A 21,128-nucleotide genomic window follows, 5' to 3' on the forward strand; every position below is an offset into this window, starting at 1 on the left:
GGATATGAAGAAAATCAAGAAATCATTTTGGGGCGCATATTGGAAACTCCATGACAAAAAGAAAATGCTGGTGGCAAGGCTCAGGGGCTATCTGGACGGTTTGCCGCCGAAGACACGCAGGCGCATCGTGCTGGCAATGCTCGCCGCATTCGCCACGCTTGCCCTCTACACTTTCGGTAAAGCCGTCTATGACATCGGCAGGAATGACGGTAGCCGGATGGTGACAGACCATGCCGGACAGGTGGAACTGTCCGTACAGCAAAAAACGGAAAATCACTTAATACCTTATTTATATGGAACAGACAAAGAACGAAACGAAGATTGAGAACAAGACGGAGAGCAAGCCCGAAAACAAGACGGCTCCCGGCAACGACAAGCCGAAGAAGGAGCGCAAGCCGCTGACCGAAGCCCAACGGCTGAAACGTCAGAAAATGATAGTGCTTCCCGCTATGGTGCTGGTATTCATCGGGGCGATGTGGCTGATATTCGCCCCGTCCTCCGGCAAGGAGCAGGAACCGGGAACAAGCGGCTACAACATCGAGATGCCCGACGCGGACAAGGAGAACCGCCGGATTATCGGTGACAAGGCGAAAGCCTACGAGCAGGGGGCAATGGAGGAACGGCAGGAGAACCGCAGCCGCGCCATGCAGCAGTTGGGCGACCTGTTCGACCGCGAAACGGCGGCAGCGGATGGGGACAGCGACTTCGACCTTGCCAATCCCGGCGGAACGGAAGAGGCGGTGAAGCCCGCGCCGAAAACCATCCAGTCCTCGGCAGCTGCCTACCGTGACCTCAATGCCACACTCGGCAACTTCTACGAGCAGCCGAAGAACGACAATGCGGAGATGGACGAACTGCTGGAACGCATCGCCACGCTCGAATCCGAACTGGAAAGCGGAAAAGAGAGAAGCTCCACGATGGACGAGCAGGTGGCACTCATGGAAAAATCCTACGAGCTGGCGGCGAAGTACATGGGCGGTCAGAACGGCACGCAGGCGGCGGGACAGACCACAGAGCCGTCCCCCGTGCAGAAAGCCGGAAAGAATACGGCAAAACCCGTCAGGCAGGTGACGCATCAGGTGGTGTCCTCGCTCGGACAGCCCGTGAGCAATGCCGAATTTGTCGCTTCCTTCTCGCAGGAACGCAACCGCAGTTTCAACACGGCGGTGGGCATTACAACCGTATCGGACAGGAACACCATACCGGCATGTGTCTATGGGGCGCAGAGCGTGACGGACGGGCAGGCGGTCAGGTTGCGCTTGCTGGAGCCGATGGCGGTAGCAGACCGGATCATTCCCCGTAATGCGGTGGTGGTCGGCGCAGCCAAGATTCAGGGCGAACGGCTCGCTATCGAAATCACCTCGCTGGAACACGACGGTACGGTTATCCCGGTGGAGTTGGAGGTCTATGACACGGACGGACAGCCCGGCATATTCATCCCCAACTCGATGGAGATGAACGCTGTCCGGGAGGTTGCCGCCAACATGGGCGGCTCGCTGGGGAGCAGCATCAACATCTCCACCAATGCCGGGGCGCAGCTCGCCTCCGACTTGGGCAAGGGGCTGATACAAGGCACGAGCCAGTATATAGCCAAGAAGATGCGCACCGTCAAAGTGCATCTGAAAGCCGGGTACAGGGTCATGCTCTATCAAGGAGTGAATTAAGGAAATAATCAAATTTTTATTTACCACTAAAAATCCAAAGTAAAATGAAAAAAGTAATCATGATGTTTGCCCTCGCTATGGGCATCGCAACTGCCAACGCGCAGGAAAACGTAACCGTTGGGCAAAGCAACGGAAGTGACCAACCGACCTTGACAAAGGAGGTCTATCCGCAGAAGGAGGCGGACGGCGACCTGTATCACGGTCTGACGAGAAAGCTGGGCTTTGACCGCATGGTTCCCCCGCACGGCTTGGAAGTGACCTACGACAAGACCGTGCATGTCATCTTCCCGGCGGAGGTGCGCTATGTCGATTTAGGCTCGCCCGACCTGATCGCGGGCAAAGCCGACGGAGCGGAGAACGTCATCCGTGTGAAGGCAACCGTGAGGAACTTCCCGAACGAAACCAACATGTCTGTCATCACGGAGGACGGGAGTTTCTACACCTTCAACGTGAAGTACGCCGCCGAGCCGCTGCTGCTCAATGTGGAGATGTGCGACTTCATCCATGACGGCGAGGCGGTGAACCGCCCGAACAACGCGCAGGAAATCTACCTGAAAGAGCTGGGCAGCGAAAGCCCGATGCTGGTGCGCCTTATCATGAAGTCCATCCACAAGCAGAACAAACGTGAGGTGAAGCATATCGGCTGCAAGCGTTTCGGCATCCAGTACCTTCTGAAAGGCATATACACGCACAACGGGCTTCTGTATTTCCACACGGAAATCAGGAACCAGAGCAACGTGCCTTTCGATGTGGACTACATCACATGGAAAATCGTGGACAAGAAGGTGGCGAAGCGTACCGCCGTGCAGGAGCGTGTCATCCTGCCGCTCCGCGCACAGAACTACGCCACGTTCGTGCCGGGCAAAAAAAGCGAGCGCACGGTCTTCACGATGGCGAAGTTCACCATCCCCGACGGCAAGTGCCTCGTGGTGGAGCTGAACGAGAAGAACGGAGGTCGCCACCAGTCTTTCGTGATCGAAAATGAGGATTTGGTACGTGCAAACACGATTAACGAACTCCAAGTGCGCTGACCATGAGAAAGCACATCGCAATAATCATCGCGTCGCTTGCACTCTTCACGGGGCAGGCGCACGCCCAGCGATGCCTGCCGAAGATGCAGGGTATCGAGGTCAGGGCGAATCTGGCAGACGGCTTCAAACCCGGCGGTAACGACGGCGGGTACAGTTTCGGGGCGGCTCTCTCCACCTACACGAAGAAGGGTAATAAATGGGTGTTCGGAGGTGAGTATATTCTGAAGAACAACCCCTACAAGGACACTTCCATACCTGTGGCGCAGTTCACGGCGGAAGGCGGCTACTATTTCAAGATACTTTCCGATGCCCGTAAAATCGTGTTCGTCTATGCGGGGGCTTCGGCTCTCGCCGGGTATGAATCGGTGAATTGGGGCGAAAAGGTGCTGCATGACGGCTCGACACTGCATGACCGGGACGCCTTCGTCTATGGCGGTGCGCTGACGCTGGACGTGGAGTTTTACGTGGCTGACCGTATCGCCCTGCTCGCCAACCTCCGGGAGCGTTGCCTGTGGGGTGGCGACACGAAGAAATTTCATACGCAGTGGGGCATGGGTATAAAGTTCATCATCAACTGATGCGCCGCATGGAACGGACGGATATAGACACTATGAGGCAAATATCCCTCGCGGACTTTCTCGCACGGTTGGGACATGAGCCTGTCCGAAGGAGCGGAAACGAGCTGTGGTATCATGCGCCATACCGCAATGAGCGCACGCCCTCTTTCCGCGTGAACGTGGCGAAACGGCTCTGGTACGACTTCGGCTTGGGCAAGGGCGGTGACATCTTCACGCTTGCCGGGGAGTTTGCCCGAAGCGGTGACTTCATGGCGCAGGCGGGATTCATAGCGGAAACTGTGCGTATGCCATTTGTCTCAGCGAAAAAGCCGTTGTACCTGCCGGAACCGTCCGAACCTGCCTTTGAGGGAGTGGAAGCCGTCCCGCTGCTCCGCTCACCACTGACGGACTATCTGGCGGAACGGGGCATCCCTTATGCCGTTGCATCCCGCCACTGCTGCCGCCTGAACTATGGCGTGCGTGGAAAGCGGTATTTCACAGTTGGCTTCCCGAACGTGGCTGGTGGCTACGAAATCCGGAGCCGCTATTTTAAGGGTTGCATACCACCCAAAGATGTGTCACTGATAAAACCGGAAGATACCGCCTCTGACGTATGCAGCGTGTTCGAGGGTTTCATGGACTTTCTGTCCGCTGACACACTCGGCATAGGCGGCAATGGCGACAGCCTTGTGCTGAACTCCGTCGCCAACGTAGGCAAGGCGGTGAAACACTTGGACGGGTACGGGCGCATCGACTGCTTCCTCGACCGTGACGAATCCGGGCGGAGGACGCTGGAAGTCCTCAAAGGACACTACGGCGGACGTGTCTGTGACCGTTCCGCACTCTATGACGGTTGCAAGGACTTGAACGAGTATCTGCAACGGACAGCAAAAAAAGAAATGAACAATAACTTAAAAATCAAAGGACAATGAACATACTGAACAACAAGAACAAGAGAACATCCATCTTCAAGGCGTTGGCACTCTGCCTGTTCGCCGCCGTGTCGCTCACGCTCGCATCGTGTGACGATGACATGGACATCCAGCAATCCTATCCGTTCACGGTGGAAACGATGCCCGTACCCAACAAGGTGACAAAGGGGCAGACGGTGGAAATCCGCTGTGAGCTGAAAAAGACAGGCGAATTTGCCAACACGCTCTACACCATCCGGTATTTCCAGTTCGAGGGGGAAGGCACGCTGAAGATGGACAATGGCATCACTTTCCTGCCCAATGACCGCTACCTGCTCGAAAACGAGAAGTTCCGGCTGTACTATACGGCTGAGGGCGACGAGGCGCACAACTTCATCGTGGTGGTGGAGGACAATTTCAAAAATTCCTACGAATTGGAATTTAACTTCAACAACCGGAACGTGAAGGACGACATTCAGACCGTCATCCCCATCGGCAATTACAAACCTCTGCCAAGATGATGCGTGTATTCATGGCTATCCTCTGTTCGCTACTGGCGGTCTGTTCCGTGTCCGCACGGGACAGCCGTCAGAAGGGGACGGACGGGCAGGCGGCAATCTACCGCCTGCCGCCTTTCGAGCGGGCGGTTCGGTGTACGAAGTATTTCGAGGGCTGGCATTCGGAGAAACACCACCCATACGTGGGCTGGGGGCATCAGGTGCAGCCGGGGGAAAGGTATTCGGCACGCACCATGACGAAGCGGCAGGCGGACGCGCTCCTGCGGAAAGACTTGCGGAAGTTCTGCGCCATGTTCCGCAAGTTCGGGCGTGACAGTCTGCTCCTTGCCACGCTCGCCTACAATGTCGGTCCATACCGGCTTTTGGGGAGCGGAAAGATACCCAAAAGCACGCTGATCCGAAAATTGGAGGCGGGCGACAGGAACATTTACCGGGAATATATCGCTTTCTGCAACTACAAGGGTAAACGGCACGCCATGCTGCTCAAACGGAGAAAGGCGGAGTTTGCACTGCTGTACATTCCGTAACATGGCAAATGCCTGACAAATGAAAATCCGATGAAGCCGCAACTTCATCGGATTTTCCGCTTTTCATACATTCGGGATTTTTCCCTTGCCGATTACTTCACCGTCCCTGCAATGCTCTATGATGCCGGGCGAAAATCCCATCTCCCCGATTGCGATGTGCCGGATATACTCTGCATATTTCTGACCTTGAAAATTCTTCCCCGTGAGGTTTTTGAAAATCATCTTTATGCTTATTCCGTCATCGCTGTGCAAGATGATTTTTCCGTTTTGTCTGATTTCTTCCATGATTGAAACTTGTTTTTGTGAATACTATCGTAGATTGGGACAGCGGTTTCTTTGCTACTTTCTTTGTCCGCCATCATGCTCACCGAAAGAAAGTAGGGCGGCTTTTGCCGCCGCCACTTAAAAACGGGTGTAGAGTCCCGTTACCATCGTGAACATTTCTTCCAGCATATCGCAGTATATGCCCTCGTGCGTTTCGATGTCCTTCGTCTTGCACTCGAATGTCTTTTTACTGAACGTTTTGCGGTAGAAACGCATATTGTAAAGGTCTAAGCCGGCATCGTAGATGATGTCAAGACGGTTTGCGCTCGTCTTGTTCCTCGCAAGGCTCATGCGTAAGCCGTTGCCCATGTCTGTAAAATCCTTGCTTCCCGTCATGGCGACAAAGCGTCTGCCGCCTATCTGCTGTAAAATCGTCTTTGCTATCATGCTTTTCTTGGTTTTAGGTTGGCGGTGCGGACACCGCCAACTTGTTTAACATTCTGTTATCTCGGCAATGGGGGTGTTTCGTTTCAGCCATTCCATCAGGCACTCCATATTGTACTCGCTTGTGATGACTGCCGTATGGCTGTTGATGGCGGTAAACCTGCTGCTCTCGTAGTCGTCTATCCACCCTTTTAGGGTATCAACTCCCCACGCTTCGGCATCGTCAAAGATGCCGTCCAATACTTTGATAGGCTGGCTGAACTTCACTATCAGCGTTTGATAGGCTGCTTTCATCGGTTGTCCTCCTTTTCTTCCTTTTCCGTGAGCCACTTGTCCCGTGCGGCTCGGCACTCGTCCAATGTGGGTTTGACACAAGAGAACAACTCTCCGTCTGTGGGGTGGCGGTAGTCGTACTGCACAAGTGTCCGCTTGCGTCTGCCGATACCTAATTGGAAACGCTCGTATTTCTCCGTACCTGCTTCCGTGCAGGTGCTTATTCCGTTGATGGTCATTCGTGTTGCCATAATCGTTGATTTTAGGGTGGTTAAAAATGTACTGACAGAATTCTGTTCTTCATCACCATTTCGGGGTCACTCGTATAGCGTTGGTGCAGGTAGAAATGGTGGGAGCCGAAGCCGTAAAGGAAAAACCTGTCAAGTTCGTGCTTCTCGGCAAAGTCCTTTACACTCCGTCTTAACTGCTCCTCACTCGTTGCAAGAGTGAGGAGGTTTACAAATTCAAGGAACATCGTGGGGATTTTATCGTCCCACAGACAAATCATGCTTTCAATTCTTACTTCCATACTATTGGGTATTATAGGTTGATACTATGCCGCTTCCATCCGCTGGCGGATAAGGTTCACGTTGCTGTTCACAAGGTTTACAATGCGGTCGTGGTACTCGGTATTGGAATTGTGCAAGCCACGACTTTGCACCACCTCCAATGTCTTCAAGGAAACCTCCACCGTTTCTATGCGCTTGCCGTCAATGGTGGCGGATAGGATAAGGGAGTTCTTTTCAAGGAAATAGGAGTTGGAAAACACGCAATGGTGCAGTTCCGTCCCTTCCGCTGCAAACTCCGCCACGCTCTCCAACACACGCACCTGCAAAGTGCCGTCCGTAAAGGCAATGCCGAAGAATATGCCTTTGAGTTTGCGGTATGCCTTCTCGTGTTTCTTCGCTTGGCGGATGCGTTCCTCCAACTTCTTGCGCTCTATCTCCTTGTTGCGCTTGTGCATAAGTCTGTCGTGTTCGGCTTTGAGGTCGGAGGGACAGACGTACTTCGGGCTGTTCGTGTCCTTGCCGAAATGACGCAGGAGGTCTATGGTGTCACGCCACATGGAGCCGTCCGAAATGGTGTAACCGTTACGGATACATATCTTTATGGATGCCCAATACCTCTCTATGTCAAAGGAACTGCGGATGTAGTGGCGCAACATGGGATATTGCCCTGCCTTCAACAGCGTTTCGGCTCGGCTGTCGGAAAGGATAGCCGTGAAAAGGTCGTAAGGCAGTATGTTGTGGTATTCGCCATTGAAGCCGTTGCGTTTCAGTTCGGGTATGAAACGCTGTCGGGGATAGGTGCAGACGGGGTTTATATCGTATGCACGGAGTTTGTTGTTCTTGCGTACCTCCATGTCGCTGTATTCCGCCCATAGGTCGTAGTAAAGTATGGACATTCCTCGCAGTCGGGCGACAGTGACGGTTGTGCCTTTGGGCGAAATCCACCTTTGCACCACTTCATAAATGGAATACTCGGCTGCCTGCCCTGCCTTGTATCGGGATTTGACGAAGAAGAAGCGTATCACTTGGTACTGCTTGCAGGTGGTGATGATGCAGAAATACTCGTTCTCGCTGAACACGCTCTTTCGGGTGCGCAACGCTTCCAGCTTCATGCCGCAATGGGGGCAGGTGCATCCGCAAACGGTGTCCGCAAGGTCGTGTTCACTCCTCCACGAATGTCCACACTCGGTGCAGATGTTCGTGCCGTCCGCCCTCTTGATGGCGTAATGCTTGAAGCAATGACGGAAAGCGTATGCCCTCTGTGTGGCGGTCAATTTGGGCAGTCGCTCGCTTAATCGTGCGACTTCCTGCTGTATGGGTGTTCTCGGTTTCATAATCAGAAATTGAATAGGTTGGGTTGTTGTACTTCTTGTGCGGTCGCTTTGGTGGCGGTTCTCGGCTTGCTGCGGTTCTGCAACTTGCGGAGTTCTTCTTCTTGGTATCTGCGGACTGCGTTCTGCCGTGCTTCCGCCTTTTCCTCCGCCGTGAGTTCCACAACATGGTTCACCGCCACGTGGCACTGAATGGGCTTGCCTACCTCTATCTCGTTCTCGTCATAGTAGTGGACGGCTTGCCCGAATATCTCCCCGTCCGTGAAGCCGTTGCAACCGCTCCGCTGCACGTAGTTGAGAATGTAGGTGACGCAATCGTCTATGTTCTTAGCAGGGTTGCGGTAGTTCTTCGCAAAGAGCGCATCTTCCGCTGCACGCTGCTCCAGATACATCTGTATCGTTCTCTTGAAATGTTCTGTTCCTTTCATATCGCTGTCGTTTTTAGATTGTCTGTTTCAGTATCTCTCTCCAATAGGTCGGCTCTACCTCGCTCAGAAGGAAGTCTGTAAAATCCCTCCGTGCGTCCTTGTTCAGTTCTCGGTAGAGTTCACGGAACACGGATATGTTGCCGTTGATGTACGTTTCCACCATGTACACGAAGATGTTGTCCACCTCGTAGTATCTGCATTGCTGCGCTACCGTTTTGCTGCTTCTCTTTGCCATGTCGGTAGGGGTTAAAGGGTGAATAACCAAAGGATGAAACCGAAGAAGGCGATAGTGGAAAGGATAGCCACGATTACGCCTATCGCCACTCGGAACACTCCGTTTACAATCTCTCTAATGATGCCCAAAGGATGCCGAACACCCCGAAGGCGGTGCGCATCATCAAGCCGCATATCGCAAACCCTATGTACTGCGCCATTTGTCTGAAATTTGCCGTTGCCGTCATATCTTCGCTGTTTTTGATTTTTTATTTTTAATGCGGATTCAAGAGCTGAGGGAGTTGAGTTTCAAACTATCTTATCTGCCTCTCGTTTATCCGACATTTTTTTTATGCGTCTTTCTGTCGCATCGGTCGTTTTCGTTTCGGGTGCTTGAAAAGGTAGGGATTAGGGAATGCAAGGTTTTTCGGGAAAAATACTACCCGCAGGGCTGGAGATTTTTTCCGAAAACAGGAGGCTTGACCTTGCATTCCCGTCCAATCCCGGAATTACCTTTGCGCCCAGAACGGAAATGACTGCCTGATGCGGCTCACTGAAAGACGCGAAAATGGAGGTAAACGGAAGTGGAGGCAGATTAGACAGGAAAACTTCAAAAGAGAAATCCGTGAAAAAGGGAAAACGCCAAAAAGGAAAAGGGACATAGCCGGAAGCGTGGAACCGGGTAAACCACCGGCAAGGAAGTATGATTTTATATGTCTGTCCGAGCGTGTCCGGTCTGACGGATAAAATCATTCTTCCCGGTTTGCCTGCCGTGCATGACGGCTTGTTCCATTTATGGATCGGGCGGTCAGACACGGCTTTCCGCTTACGGCTCAAAGGAACAGCGGAAAAAGAAATCATCTGCGAACCCGTAAAAGCACCTCTTTGGCATAAGCACAAAAGAAATGGGCCTTGCATCATCAGTCTAAACTGTTGTTTAGGCGTGAGGCAAAGCCCTTTTCGCCGCTTATGCGGCAGTCGGCATACGTCCGTTCAAAATCCTTTTGGGCGATGGTGTACCGACGGATAAAACCGCTTTTACGGAAAAACTTGTATGAGAAGAAAAAAATTAGGGAGATTCATTTCAAAATCTCCCGTTTTATTGTTACTTTTGCATACGAAGAGTTCTTTGAAGGTTACGCAATGCGCAGAAGGATGATGCAGTAGATAACTAACTAAATCGTAACCTATTACTATCATGAGCAATTAACCTACGCTCATTTCCAATAAATTACACTCTTTTCGTAACTTAAGCTAACAAATATACAAATAACTGCTTAAATGCAATATTATGTTTGTCCTTAAAATTGTATTCATCTGTTTCTTTTGTGTATTCTAAATGTACAAGTCCCTTATATCCTCTACCAGATGGAGAAAGCCAAAAAGCAGCAATATGAGGCTCATTTTCTAAAACTTCGTGAATTCTAAGAAGTTCATCATCATCTAATTTGTCAATATCTATAACTAACAAATTGTTATATCTATTGCAATCATCAGCTTTATGACTAGAGTTAAAAGTTCCACAAAATGTGACCGCAGGTAAGTTTTCTTTTATTTTATTATATTCAGCTACATCCCCTCTATTTAGATAGTTCCTAGCGTTTTCTACGATATTACCATAAGCACAACTTCTAATTCCATTAAAGATACGATTAATAGGAAGATCAAGTCTTTTTACTCTTTTGATATTGTCGTAAAAAGAAACCATTATATTGTTAAATATTTCTTTTTGAATTGTATGTGTCATGATTACAAAATAATGTAGAGTTCATTATAACTATCAAAGTATATGCTTATGAGTAAATATTATTTCACCCAAAATTCAGGCATTTGAATTTTAAATTCAGGGTCGATATTATGACATTGTTCTTTAATAATACCTCTACGATGAATAGCTGGATTTAGGCAATAAATTTCAAATTCTTCTCGATTAACATCTTCTATCGTTGTCCAATGAGGAAATAATAATTTCATTGTAGCTACAGTAATGCGCTTTACAGCATTGAAATCACGATTATCAGCCTGTTTCTCATAACCTACGAGTTCGTCAAATAGTTGGCCATATATAGTTTGAGTGCGTAACGTATGGAGAACTTCAGAGAAATACTCTACATTTACGGTCCAGCCTTGGAATATCATTTCTTTTGTTATTCTAGGTAGATACCAGCCCTCAATGAAACAATGGAAACGGTCAAGCAAAGCTGATTCTCTAAAACTTTCCGGTAATTTATCAAAATATTTTCTAGATATTGGACGGCGATTCTCATCAAGATCTATATTGCCCATTAACATCAATCCACTATCAGCAATAAATTCGAAGTTATCTATTGTTGTTTTGCCTTGTTCTAGATAAGCCTTCAATGCGGCTTGTATTTCAGACCGGTCTTGGAATACGATTGTTTGAATTTCATCAAAAGCTGTAAAATCATGGTTTTTTATAATACCAGTTTGTTGCTTTTGTTTATCGTAAAATAATTTGGCACGAGATACCTTTCCGCCACTGACTAACCAACCATATTTGGACAAATTGCCAAATACATATGATTTACCTGTTCCTTTAGGAGCAAGTTCAATGACGTTAAGTCGTGGTTCAACAAAAATGAGCAATCTTGTGATAAATTCTATCTTTTCCTTTAAGGTTGAGAAACCATCTGCATTGTATTCCATAGCAGATAAGAGAACATCAATCCATTCTGTTGTAGAGAATTGTTTACGAGCATCTCTATAATAGCTCATGTCGATTGATTTGTATGGCTTGAACGGTTTAAATTCAAGCATTTCAACATGGTTCTTTTTTCCATCGTCATCAGGCATAACACAAATTTTTATTACACCCCATTTCTCACCATCAACAAGTTCACCTTGATGCTTATTATATACATAATCAGGTATTATTCCTTCTTTTAGTTTAATGCCCATGTCAGGGATTGCAAAACGGCGGACTCCTTTTACAAGATCTATATATATTTCAAAACGAGTGAGTAATGTCAGTTCTTCACCACATCCCAGTCTGTCTTTTACTTCTGATACATGTCTTGGAATGACTTTATCTAAAAAAGTAGTTAATCCTCCTTTGTCAACTATTCCATCTGAATTAATATATTTCTTGAGTAGGAAATCTTTAACAAATGAAGGTAACGTACGTCCGTCAAATAGACTTCCAGAGGTTGCGGAGTCTTTATAAATAGTTTGCGTGCCAAAGGCTTGGCGTATCTTAGATGTTAATTCTTCTGTCATAACTTTGATAGTTTAAAGGTCAAAGAGGTCATCCTCTTCGGCACCAAGATTAATTTTAATTTTAAATTTCTGAGAGAAACTTCCTATACGAATCTCTATTTCATCTATTCCTTGCTGAAGATTTAATCTGTCGGATACAAACTTGTTATTGCCAATATCATTGAGATTATATCCAATTTTGTTATAAATTAGTTTAGGAATTTCTAAGCTTGTTACTCCTTTAATGTGGAAATTAAGTATAGGATTATTCCCAGTTACTTCATTGTCAATTAAGCTGATTGTATATTCAGAAGCTTTCTGTTGAGATGAAATGATAATAATCGGTACTAATACTTCTTCAGGAGTACAACCTCCATGGCAACCTTGACCTTCTGTTATTTTTGCAGCTAGCGATTCATGTCGAAGAGCACAAATTGTATTTTCATCATCCAAAATGATGTATTTTTCATCTTGCGTAAGAGAAGAACTGTTTTTATAACCACATCTTCGAGAATGATCTGGTTTTATTCCACCAATGTTGTAACCTGGACGAATTTGTGAAAGATAGGACAAACCATGATCGGAAACGATGGCTATTTTTTTACCGGCATGTTCACCTATAATATCTTCCACCGCAGACTTTACAATCTTCATTTCTTCAATTATACGTTTAGGATATGGAGAACATTTATGTGCAAAAGAATCAAGGTCTCCTTTTTTTGAAAGATTGTTATCAGCAAGTTTAGATAGTTCTGCCTTATTATTTGCTGTTGTTGTAGGCAATAAAGATCGTGCTATAATCACTTCATTCACAAATACATCTTCATTTTTATATTTTTCAATGAGTTGTACTATAAATGGAACCCAATCAACCCCTAAACCGTCTATCCAATAATATATGTCAATATCTTTTCTTCCTGAAAGTTCTGTTCGTACAGTACGAAATTGGTTATACCATGTATAGAATGACACAGCATTGGAATTATGCTCTTCTATATATTGTTGAACTTCAACTGTATATTGGTTAGATAATTTGGCTCGTTTATATGCATCTATATAATCTAATACCCATCTTTGCTGATTATTACTTATACCAATACTTTTAGCCATATAATAACAAAGCTCAGGGAATAATTCTTCTAATCGGTTTATTGAAATATGATTGTTTGCAACCCATTTAATTAATAGTTCTTTTTCTTTAATTGAAAATCCTGATATATATTTTATAGCAGTTTCATATCCTTGTTCTATGGATATGTTCTCTATTTTTTTATATAATTTATCGTCTTCATCTATGGATAAAAAGATTTTATTCTTTCTAGCATATTGTAAGATTATTAACCGCTCTTCTAATAATTCTTCAGAAGATTCCATATCAAAGATTGATAAAGCTGCGGCAGATATCAATTCTTGATTACTATAAGAATGACAAGTTTTAAGTATTTTACATAAATATCCTTTATTACAGAATTTTTTAGTGTAATACGTAATCAGTAACCAATGCTTAAAATGGTCAGAATCTTCAAACCATGTTTTCATGAATATAGAAGAATCTGTAAGATCATATATATCAAAATATTTATTAAAGAACTTCTCAAAAGAAAAGTTCTTATATTCTATTTCTCCTGCTAATTTTTTCCAATAGGGTTCATCTTCTTTATGGTAAATTACATCACCAAAATCCAAATGAAGTCCCTTAGTTAGAAATTCATATGCATTTGAGCAAATAGTATATGTTAGTGCATTATCAGGTTGTGCATTGTCCGAAAAAGCAAAGATACTCTTAGAAGTACTCACAATATTAGACTTCGCTTCATCGTCACGCCACACTTTAAGCCAATCTGTAATACTAGGAATAATAGTAAAATAATGTTCTAGCCCTTTGACGTTATATGTACTACGGGTAAGAATCATGTGATATCCTTCTTCATCTTGTTTAGATGAAGAAAGATGCCACATTATACATTGAGAGTCTGTAAAGAATTTCGACATTTTCCCATATTGACCTATCATAGGAATATAGATACGTTGATGGTGTTGAAATCCATTAATTGACGTCTGTATTCCCTTAATAGTTGCCACTAATGCGTCAAACTCTTTAGCTGAATGATTATCATAGAATCTGGCAAGCTCAGAAAATGGAACAATAATGCTATCAGAATCATTGTTGGTTTCAATATAGTCTTTAATCCTTTCTGTAAGATTGGTATATGTCAACATCTGATCTGGATTATTTTTGTCCATCCAGTCTATAATCTTTTGCATTTTTGTTACGCCAAGTTCAATCAGTTCACTAACAAAACTCTTTGAATCAGAAAAATTGTCAAATAGAACAAAACGAACAGGATAGCGGTTCAACATAGAAGAATTAGCCCCTTGGGCAACTTTATCTTGTTTTACTTCTTCTATTAGATCATTGATATTGTCGAAATCTTTATTCATATATTAATTTTTCAATATGATATTAAGAATATCGTCATACCCAAGTTTACAAAGTTCTTCCAAAATTTGTTGAGCTTGAGTTAGTGTGTCAATTTGCTTTATATGCTCCATTGCTTCTCCCATTTTTAAAGACAATGAATCTTGTGTATTATTATAACCCGCTGTTGGTGAAGATACTGTTGAGGGGTATGGATTATGTGGGATTGGCTGCGGAGTTAACGTCGGCTTGGGAGTAAGTGAGGCTTTCCAACGTAGTAGTTGCATATTAACCTCATTCTCAGACCAGAGACCAACCTCACCTTGCAAGTGTTGTTTGATATATATTGCAGCTTCTTCAATATGTTTATCATCAAGTGCTACGTCTTTATCTGATTTTAAAAAATTGTAATATCCTTCTTTGAATGCACCGTTACGGTTAAGTAACATTGGTAACTCAAATTCATAACGGCCAAGTAACTCTAAAGTCTCATTCATTAAAGCCGGGTTTTTATTAATATTGGCATCAAGTGAAATTTTTACAATATTATCAATTAAAGATTGTAAGTCTTCATTTACTTCTGGAATATATTTTAACGACCAAAGAGGATATCCCTTTTCTGCTGTATATTCATGAGATATAGCCCATCGAGCATCTTTTAGACTACTAATATCAGAATAAGTTTTCAATGATCTAAGCTTAAATAGCTTTATTAAATATTTACTTAATTGACCAGCTTCTTTTGTTTCAAACGTAAAGGTCACTTTATTACTAGATTTCCCATTTTCCCAAGCTTTAAAAGTCTCAATAACATCATCTACAAGATGTTGAGGTTGGCGAGGCTTTCCATCTGTAGAATATATCTTGTTGGTCCATGGACGCATTGCAAATGCAAGCATAGCTATGCCTGCATATGATGGGAATAAGCCGTATGGCGGACGTGTTAATTCTATAAATTTCTCAGCTAAATTGAATTCTTTTGTTTTATCTGCATTCTTTATTTTTCTATTTACAAAATCATATACCAAATATAGTGGATGATGCTTATCAACATCATCTTTCCAGTTCAAATTATCGTCTACAGCATCTTGGAATAAAAATTTTAATGGCATAGCAGGACCTGCTGCCTTACTTAAAATTTCATCAAGTGTATTGAACATTAATATGTTTTTAGCTGTTTCTTTAGCTTGCTGATTTTTCCAGAATGTTTTTGGGGCACGAGTTCGTAATAAATCTAAAGCTTCAGCACCACAATTGAATACTAAAGGAGAGATACTTCCATTCAAAGTTGTAGCAAGTTTCATTGTGGAAAACATTTCTACTTCTCCTTTGACATATACAGTAAAATTTCCACGTCGTATATCCTTCATCCAATCGGCAATCATCGCTTGCGCATTTTTGTCATGAGCCGTTCGTTGATCTGCCAAGTTATGTCTAGCTGCACATTGGGCATTTGCCATATATTCTATAAAGCGTTCATAATTATTGTCTCCAAAAGTAGAATCAAATACCATAAATACAACATTTGTAAAACGCTCATCATTTGTAGCCCGAGATGCAATGCTTTTCAATTCATTCATTTCATTATCATTTCGGCCAAGCATTATCGCCAGAAAAAGTTCATAACTCTGAGCTTTTTCAAGTTCTATTTCAATTTGGTGAAGTAAAGCAGCTTCATTGACATATAAAGAATAGTAATTAATGCTTAATGGACGACTAACATTAGATGTAAGCATGTCAAATGCCTTTTTAACTTCTTGTCCATAAGTAACTATTTGAGATGTATATTTAAACTGAGCTTTCATTTCTAACTTTATCTCCTCGATTTCTTTCGGAGGTAATGCCGAGAATTGGATTGAAAATAATCCACCAGGAGCTCGTTGAATAATACTATTGTCATTAAACCAATCTAATATTTGGTCTATTTTGTACTCAATATTTGTTCCTTCAAATAAACTTTTTACATTTTCTTCACTTGGCGTAACAGTCTCATTTCCTGCAACATTATTGAGAGCATTGAGTAATAATATTCCTTTGAAAACGGCAAATGTATCAATCCCTTGATTCTGTACTTGTAATTTATAAGAATTAAAACGTTCCGTCACTGCGCCATAGCGAAGATGATCATCATTAAAAACTTCAAGAACATAATCCCAAAGATAGTCTGCAGTTATAGTGTCATGGTCTGCAAATTTCTCTTCGTTATCTAAAAAATCTCTGATAGCTTGGTTAGCGCCAATAAATTCAAATACGCTTCGAGATGACGATCCTACAACTCGCGCATAGTATGTAGCTAAATTAGCGGTCGCTGGATGGATGGGAAATAAGTTACTTAAATCTTTTATTGTATCTTCAACATTATTGCTATCTTTAGCATAACGTGATAACATGCCTTCATGGCTATTGAAAAAGTCTGCTGTAAGCGTATTATACCCTTCAGTATTTATTATTCTGAACTTTCTTGACATAATTTTGAAGGCTGAAACGGTCTCCATATTATACTTCATATAATGATAGCGCCCTGTTGTTTTAGTTCGTTCCTGAGCATCAAGTTTATTTAGAGCTGAAGGGTGGGATATAAAGAAGAAGTAGCTATTATTACAGGTTTCCATTGCTCGTTCTGTGATATTCTGCAATTCAACAAGCAAACTTGGACCAATATCTGATTTCATTAAATCCGTAAACTCATCCCAAATGATAAGTAATCCGCTAAAATCTGTATTTTCAGCTAATTTATCTTGTATTTCAAAAAACCAATCACAAATATTCGCACTGTCTAATCTAATATCCATACGTCGCTCAGCTAAGGCTTCTTTTACTTGCGTAAGAATTGAAGTATCTGCTGAACGCAATTTAGAGGCAAGTGTTTTAACATCTGGGGTATATGCTTCCAATTTAGGACTCTGCGCTATAATATCTTCCCAAAATGCAGGCTCACTTTCTACATGGTTTGCGTAATCGTCAAAATCAGTTTTTACATAAAAGCTTGTTATTCCTGCAGCCTTTAATGCTTTTTTAATGGCACTTTGCAATCTATGAGAGAAATCTTCTTTTCGCGAAATACCTTCTGGACCGTATAAATTAACAGGGAATAATCGCTTTGTTTGTCGTAAATCGTATATAGATTGGCGTAGTAAATCAAAGCGATGAGCTGCATATTCTACATCTACATATTCACGAATATCTTCTACATTGTCACATAGTAAATGCTTAATGACAGCGGCTGCATGGCTTTTACCTGTACCATATGTTCCGTCTATCCAAAATGATTTATGTGCATCTTGATCGTTATTGCGTACAGCGCTTATAACTCTACGTAATATTTCATTGAACTGTGCATTGGGAATGAATGTTTCCCATTCCCCTTTTTCTTCGTTACTAATATTATATGCCGGTTTTGATTCCCGTATTGTGATAAAATCAGAATATTTCATTGCTATAGCATTAATCGTTTGTTATCATTTTAATTAATACTTCTTTTATTTTCTCGCGAGCATTATTTTCTTGAAGCAAAATCCAAAAGTCTTCATCAAAATATGCATAATCTATATTATCATTGATGAATTTAAAAGTAGGTGTTTGTATAATCGCTTCTTTATCATATTTCCATTTAAGATGCCAAAAGCCATCATTTTTAAGATAAAAGAATGGATAAATAATCACAGTTCTTGGAACATTAAAATCATTAAGGATTTTATAATATCGGTCTTCAAGAAACTCTAATGTAATTATATTCTTTTTAAGAATATTGTTTTCTACTAGTGATATAATGGTCCATAATAGCAAGGGTTTTGCCTTATTTCGTTTTCCATTGCAACTTGGACCTTGCCTCATTTGATTAATCATTGTAGAATAATATCCTATTTTAAGAAGTGATGCCATTCTTAATCTGTTAATGATGAAATTATTTGAGTTGAATTTAAATCATCCAGTAGAGTTATGTTGTCAAGTCCCATATTTAATTCAGCTACTAAAACTCTAGGAGTGGAAGAATCTAAAGTCCTCAAAGCCTTATCCAAAATATTCTTATCAAGGCCAAATTCAATAAATATTCCCGTTCCATCATTACTGTTATATAAATCATCTATTCGAAATGATTTTAAGTAATGTCGTTCACCATACTTATACAAGGAATAAGCAACTGCTATGTCACTTATGTTATTATGAGGATTTCTGATATCTTCAAATTTAGTAAGCTCTTCTTTTTGCTGAAAAATTTTTCCTATAGGAGATGATACAAAAGTATTGTATAAAGCATCTAATGAATATTTAAAAGTTGTATAACCTTCGCTATACTGTTCTTCATAAATACTTTGTAGTATTTTTTTTGAGAATACAGTTCCTATATTTATATTATTAACAAACCATTTAATTAATGGTGAATTATAAGATACAATACTTCGGTAAAAATTTACCGCGCTAAAAGTTAAACATTTGAAGCCGGCTATCCGGTTTCACTATATAAAAGTTCATTGAAATACTGTCAATAACTATCGCTTGAGCAAGCTGTAAAAGGTCTAGAAAAGACTCTGAAAAATTGTCTAAAATATTGATAATTAGGCAATAAAAGTATTGCATAAGTCGCTGATTATTAGTAACTTAGAGCATCAATATCGCCAAGGTCGCCTGCAAGGAACTGGGAATACCGTTCTCAATATCATCCTGCAAGTCGATCATCCATAACGCTTATATGCTCAATCGATTTATTTGCGTGTTCGGTCTGCAACCGGACTCACAAGTTATTGACAAACTTTTCAAAGAACTGGTTTTATTTACTGCCAGGGCCGCTTAGGGCCTGGAAAATTTAACGAACTATTGAAGATAGATTAATCCAAATAATTTCCCATACAACATCTGGCATATCTTGATATAACTGAGACAATTTTTCTCCTAATGGTGTTATTGTTCCTTTCGTGTCAATAATTTCAGAATCTTTCAACCAATTCTTAAATGAAGGAACTTGTTTTTTACCGAGGGAATTGTTTAACCAAAAATCTTTATGACTAATAAAAAATTCATTGAGCCATTCATCACGTAATCCAAAGGTACCATATGCACTGATACCATTTAATTTTTCATTACCATTCTGTGTCATACTTAAAGAATCGGCTACTATACAGCCTTTGTTATGAAAATTTAAACACTTAAAACAATTTACACATTTTGTGCTGTCTATAGAGACTTTAGGGTATACGCTTAATGCACCAGACGGACATTCAACTTCACAAGCCTCACATTGAACACAGTAAGTGCTTTTATATAAAACTCTTTTTAATAAGCCAATTAGCGTAATATCAGATATATTTTTAAAATGTATTGTATAATTTCTTTTATCTGAACTATGATATGAAATATCAAATGTATATATTAGTCCTTTATACTTTAATTCACCAATTGCTATATTATTATCAAATTTTATATGACATTTACCTAGTGTTTTTATCCAAATAGCAAAATTTTGTTGTTCTCCTTCGACTTTTGCAATTAATTCATTTGGAGATTGTTTAAATACAACTTTTGAATTAGTTTGCATAAATTTACCACTAGCTCTAAGTTTCCATTTGTGCCCCTTGATGTATTCTTCCCAATTGGGGATCTTCCTTGAAATAGCAAGTTTTTCAAGACGAGATAAAAAAGGTTTTAGCTCATTTGGAAAAGTTTTATTGACAATCATATCATCCCATTCGGAAGAAAAAGGACAAATTAAACATCCAACACGTGGCTTACCTATTCTATAGGCTGTATTTATTGATAGATTATACTTGAATAAGTACAAAAAAAATTCTGTTGTATTCCATTCTAAAATAGGTCTTGCATTAATTACGACATCATGTTTTACACCTTTACCAATACGTTTGTATTTAGAACGACGTACACTTTCTTCTGATCTTGTACCTTCAAAAGCTAAAACTCGGGCTTGTTTATTCGTCCCTTCAATCTTAAGCATCCTATATAGTGGGGCTGTTTTCATAACGGAACAGCACCATCTGTGAGTATCACTTGGAGTTCCAATCTTATCCCAATAACTAAGAACTGACGCATGATTGCGAGCAATCGAGAACTTCAAATCTGGATATAAAGACGTATAATGATTTTGAACTTGTTTGTACAAGTCTAATGATGTAGGTAATTCATATCCTGTATCACTATAAATCACATCAAAATCGGTTGAAGGAATGGCTCGTGTACAGAGATCAAGAACTACTTGGCTGTCTTTCCCTCCAGAGAATGAGGCAAGAAAACGATCTATCTTAGTTGCATGATATATACGTTTACCGTCATTTTCTGCAACTTCTATTGGTACAATATCAAAACTGTCACAATCCTCTTTTATGATAGCCATTTTTTTCTTGCTACGTTTTTCTGCTCTTGCAAGTAGCATATTATAATCAAGTTGATTGGAAGCAACGCGTTCGGTACTACGATTGGCAGATGCATATTGTAGATATGTATCACGAATAAATTCTATAGCTTCACTTTCAAGAAGAAACAGAAAATCCTTGTTACGGTAAAGCATCTCTTTGACATCTACAGGTTGAATTCTAAGTTGTTCTTTACCTTGCTGTAGAATAACCGTGGCAGAATCGTAGATATTACCACCTTTTACTTCAAATACATATTCCCCTCGATAGTAATATTGTTTGTTGCATGCCCACAATAAAGGCTCTTGACTATGAGGATAGACCCATCCTAGTTCATTTAATTTTAACAAATCCAATTCTTCCCAAAACACAGGACGTGGTGATATTCCTAAAGTTTCAGGTGTCACATAAGATTTGAGTACAATTCCTCCGGTTTCTTTATCCCATTCAATTTTATACAT

At 42.0% G+C, this 21,128-nt stretch carries 22 protein-coding genes and 2 pseudogenes; 8 read left to right on the forward strand and 16 right to left on the reverse strand.

Annotated features, from left to right (window positions below; all coding sequences use genetic code 11):
• Positions 1 to 4: 4 nt before the first annotated feature.
• The 7 genes from BN4609_RS02950 to BN4609_RS02980 are packed head-to-tail and all read left to right on the forward strand — an operon-like array spanning position 5 to position 5,208.
• Positions 5 to 325, forward strand: a complete 321-nt coding sequence (locus BN4609_RS02950) for a TraL conjugative transposon family protein (protein ID WP_005944136.1) — start codon at positions 5 to 7, stop codon at positions 323 to 325.
• Positions 294 to 1,664, forward strand: a complete 1,371-nt coding sequence (traM, locus tag BN4609_RS02955; protein ID WP_005944132.1) for a conjugative transposon protein TraM — start codon at positions 294 to 296, stop codon at positions 1,662 to 1,664. Before BN4609_RS02950 ends, traM begins: the two co-directional genes overlap by 32 nt.
• 44 nt (positions 1,665 to 1,708) lie before the next feature.
• The gene (gene traN / locus BN4609_RS02960; protein WP_005944129.1) at positions 1,709 to 2,695 is read left to right on the forward strand and encodes a conjugative transposon protein TraN; all 987 of its coding nucleotides are present in this window, start codon (positions 1,709 to 1,711) and stop codon (positions 2,693 to 2,695) included.
• Between the two features lie 2 nt (positions 2,696 to 2,697).
• Positions 2,698 to 3,273, forward strand: coding sequence for a conjugal transfer protein TraO (locus BN4609_RS02965; protein ID WP_005944127.1), 576 nt, complete (start codon positions 2,698 to 2,700; stop codon positions 3,271 to 3,273).
• 8 nt (positions 3,274 to 3,281) lie between these two features.
• On the forward strand, positions 3,282 to 4,184 hold the full coding sequence (locus BN4609_RS02970) for a DUF8464 domain-containing protein (RefSeq protein ID WP_025066945.1): 903 nt from the start codon (positions 3,282 to 3,284) through the stop codon (positions 4,182 to 4,184).
• Complete coding sequence (locus BN4609_RS02975; RefSeq protein ID WP_005944124.1) at positions 4,181 to 4,684, forward strand: DUF3872 domain-containing protein; 504 nt, start codon at positions 4,181 to 4,183, stop codon at positions 4,682 to 4,684. Before BN4609_RS02970 ends, BN4609_RS02975 begins: the two co-directional genes overlap by 4 nt.
• Positions 4,681 to 5,208 carry a glycoside hydrolase family protein gene (locus tag BN4609_RS02980; RefSeq protein WP_015532448.1) on the forward strand — a complete coding sequence of 176 codons (528 nt, stop codon included), beginning with the start codon at positions 4,681 to 4,683 and terminating at the stop codon, positions 5,206 to 5,208. The genes BN4609_RS02975 and BN4609_RS02980 overlap by 4 nt, the downstream gene beginning before the upstream one ends.
• 63 nt (positions 5,209 to 5,271) lie before the next feature.
• Here the strand turns inward: BN4609_RS02980 and BN4609_RS02985 are convergent, their stop codons facing one another.
• From BN4609_RS02985 to BN4609_RS16385, 15 genes and pseudogenes are all read right to left on the reverse strand, one after another.
• Positions 5,272 to 5,493, reverse strand: coding sequence for a DUF7688 family protein (locus BN4609_RS02985; RefSeq protein WP_005944120.1), 222 nt, complete (start codon positions 5,491 to 5,493; stop codon positions 5,272 to 5,274).
• A 117-nt stretch (positions 5,494 to 5,610) separates the two neighbouring features.
• Positions 5,611 to 5,919 (reverse strand): hypothetical protein, encoded by a 309-nt coding sequence (locus BN4609_RS02990; protein ID WP_005944119.1) that lies wholly within the window; start codon positions 5,917 to 5,919, stop codon positions 5,611 to 5,613.
• 45 nt (positions 5,920 to 5,964) lie between these two features.
• Positions 5,965 to 6,210, reverse strand: a complete 246-nt coding sequence (locus BN4609_RS02995) for a DUF6956 domain-containing protein (protein ID WP_005944117.1) — start codon at positions 6,208 to 6,210, stop codon at positions 5,965 to 5,967.
• Positions 6,207 to 6,440 (reverse strand): DUF3873 domain-containing protein, encoded by a 234-nt coding sequence (locus BN4609_RS03000; protein ID WP_005944115.1) that lies wholly within the window; start codon positions 6,438 to 6,440, stop codon positions 6,207 to 6,209. Before BN4609_RS03000 ends, BN4609_RS02995 begins: the two co-directional genes overlap by 4 nt.
• Before the next feature lie 20 nt (positions 6,441 to 6,460).
• Positions 6,461 to 6,718, reverse strand: a complete 258-nt coding sequence (locus tag BN4609_RS03005; protein ID WP_005944113.1) for a DUF8466 domain-containing protein — start codon at positions 6,716 to 6,718, stop codon at positions 6,461 to 6,463.
• 24 nt (positions 6,719 to 6,742) lie between these two features.
• A complete protein-coding gene (locus BN4609_RS03010; RefSeq protein WP_005944110.1) occupies positions 6,743 to 8,032 on the reverse strand; it encodes a PcfJ domain-containing protein in 1,290 nt (429 codons plus the stop codon).
• Positions 8,033 to 8,034: 2 nt separating this feature from the next.
• On the reverse strand, positions 8,035 to 8,457 hold the full coding sequence (locus tag BN4609_RS03015; protein ID WP_005944107.1) for a PcfK-like family protein: 423 nt from the start codon (positions 8,455 to 8,457) through the stop codon (positions 8,035 to 8,037).
• Between the two features lie 13 nt (positions 8,458 to 8,470).
• Entirely contained in the window at positions 8,471 to 8,692 is a 222-nt protein-coding gene (locus BN4609_RS03020; protein ID WP_005944104.1) for a hypothetical protein, read from the reverse strand.
• An 11-nt stretch (positions 8,693 to 8,703) separates the two neighbouring features.
• Positions 8,704 to 8,918: pseudogene (locus tag BN4609_RS03025) on the reverse strand (hypothetical protein).
• Positions 8,919 to 9,919: 1,001 nt separating this feature from the next.
• Positions 9,920 to 10,417, reverse strand: coding sequence for a BT4734/BF3469 family protein (locus BN4609_RS03040; protein ID WP_084791331.1), 498 nt, complete (start codon positions 10,415 to 10,417; stop codon positions 9,920 to 9,922).
• A gap of 59 nt (positions 10,418 to 10,476) precedes the next feature.
• Positions 10,477 to 11,907 carry a BREX system Lon protease-like protein BrxL gene (gene brxL / locus BN4609_RS03045; protein WP_068855220.1) on the reverse strand — a complete coding sequence of 477 codons (1,431 nt, stop codon included), beginning with the start codon at positions 11,905 to 11,907 and terminating at the stop codon, positions 10,477 to 10,479.
• A gap of 12 nt (positions 11,908 to 11,919) precedes the next feature.
• Positions 11,920 to 14,328, reverse strand: coding sequence for a BREX-4 system phosphatase PglZ (gene pglZ, locus BN4609_RS03050; RefSeq protein WP_068855221.1), 2,409 nt, complete (start codon positions 14,326 to 14,328; stop codon positions 11,920 to 11,922).
• A gap of 3 nt (positions 14,329 to 14,331) precedes the next feature.
• Positions 14,332 to 17,739 (reverse strand): DUF6079 family protein, encoded by a 3,408-nt coding sequence (locus tag BN4609_RS03055; RefSeq protein ID WP_068855222.1) that lies wholly within the window; start codon positions 17,737 to 17,739, stop codon positions 14,332 to 14,334.
• A 10-nt stretch (positions 17,740 to 17,749) separates the two neighbouring features.
• Positions 17,750 to 18,187 (reverse strand): hypothetical protein, encoded by a 438-nt coding sequence (locus BN4609_RS03060; protein WP_068855223.1) that lies wholly within the window; start codon positions 18,185 to 18,187, stop codon positions 17,750 to 17,752.
• Between the two features lie 2 nt (positions 18,188 to 18,189).
• On the reverse strand, positions 18,190 to 18,435 hold the full coding sequence (locus BN4609_RS16385; protein WP_164071556.1) for a hypothetical protein: 246 nt from the start codon (positions 18,433 to 18,435) through the stop codon (positions 18,190 to 18,192).
• 473 nt (positions 18,436 to 18,908) lie between these two features.
• Between BN4609_RS16385 and BN4609_RS17100 the strand changes: the two are divergent.
• A pseudogene (locus BN4609_RS17100) lies at positions 18,909 to 19,097 on the forward strand (transposase); the annotation flags it as partial.
• A gap of 12 nt (positions 19,098 to 19,109) precedes the next feature.
• Here the strand turns inward: BN4609_RS17100 and BN4609_RS03065 are convergent.
• A complete protein-coding gene (locus tag BN4609_RS03065; protein WP_068855224.1) occupies positions 19,110 to 21,128 on the reverse strand; it encodes a phosphoadenosine phosphosulfate reductase domain-containing protein in 2,019 nt (672 codons plus the stop codon).

This window comes from Leyella lascolaii (genome assembly GCF_900079775.1).
Taxonomy (GTDB): domain Bacteria; phylum Bacteroidota; class Bacteroidia; order Bacteroidales; family Bacteroidaceae; genus Prevotella; species Prevotella lascolaii.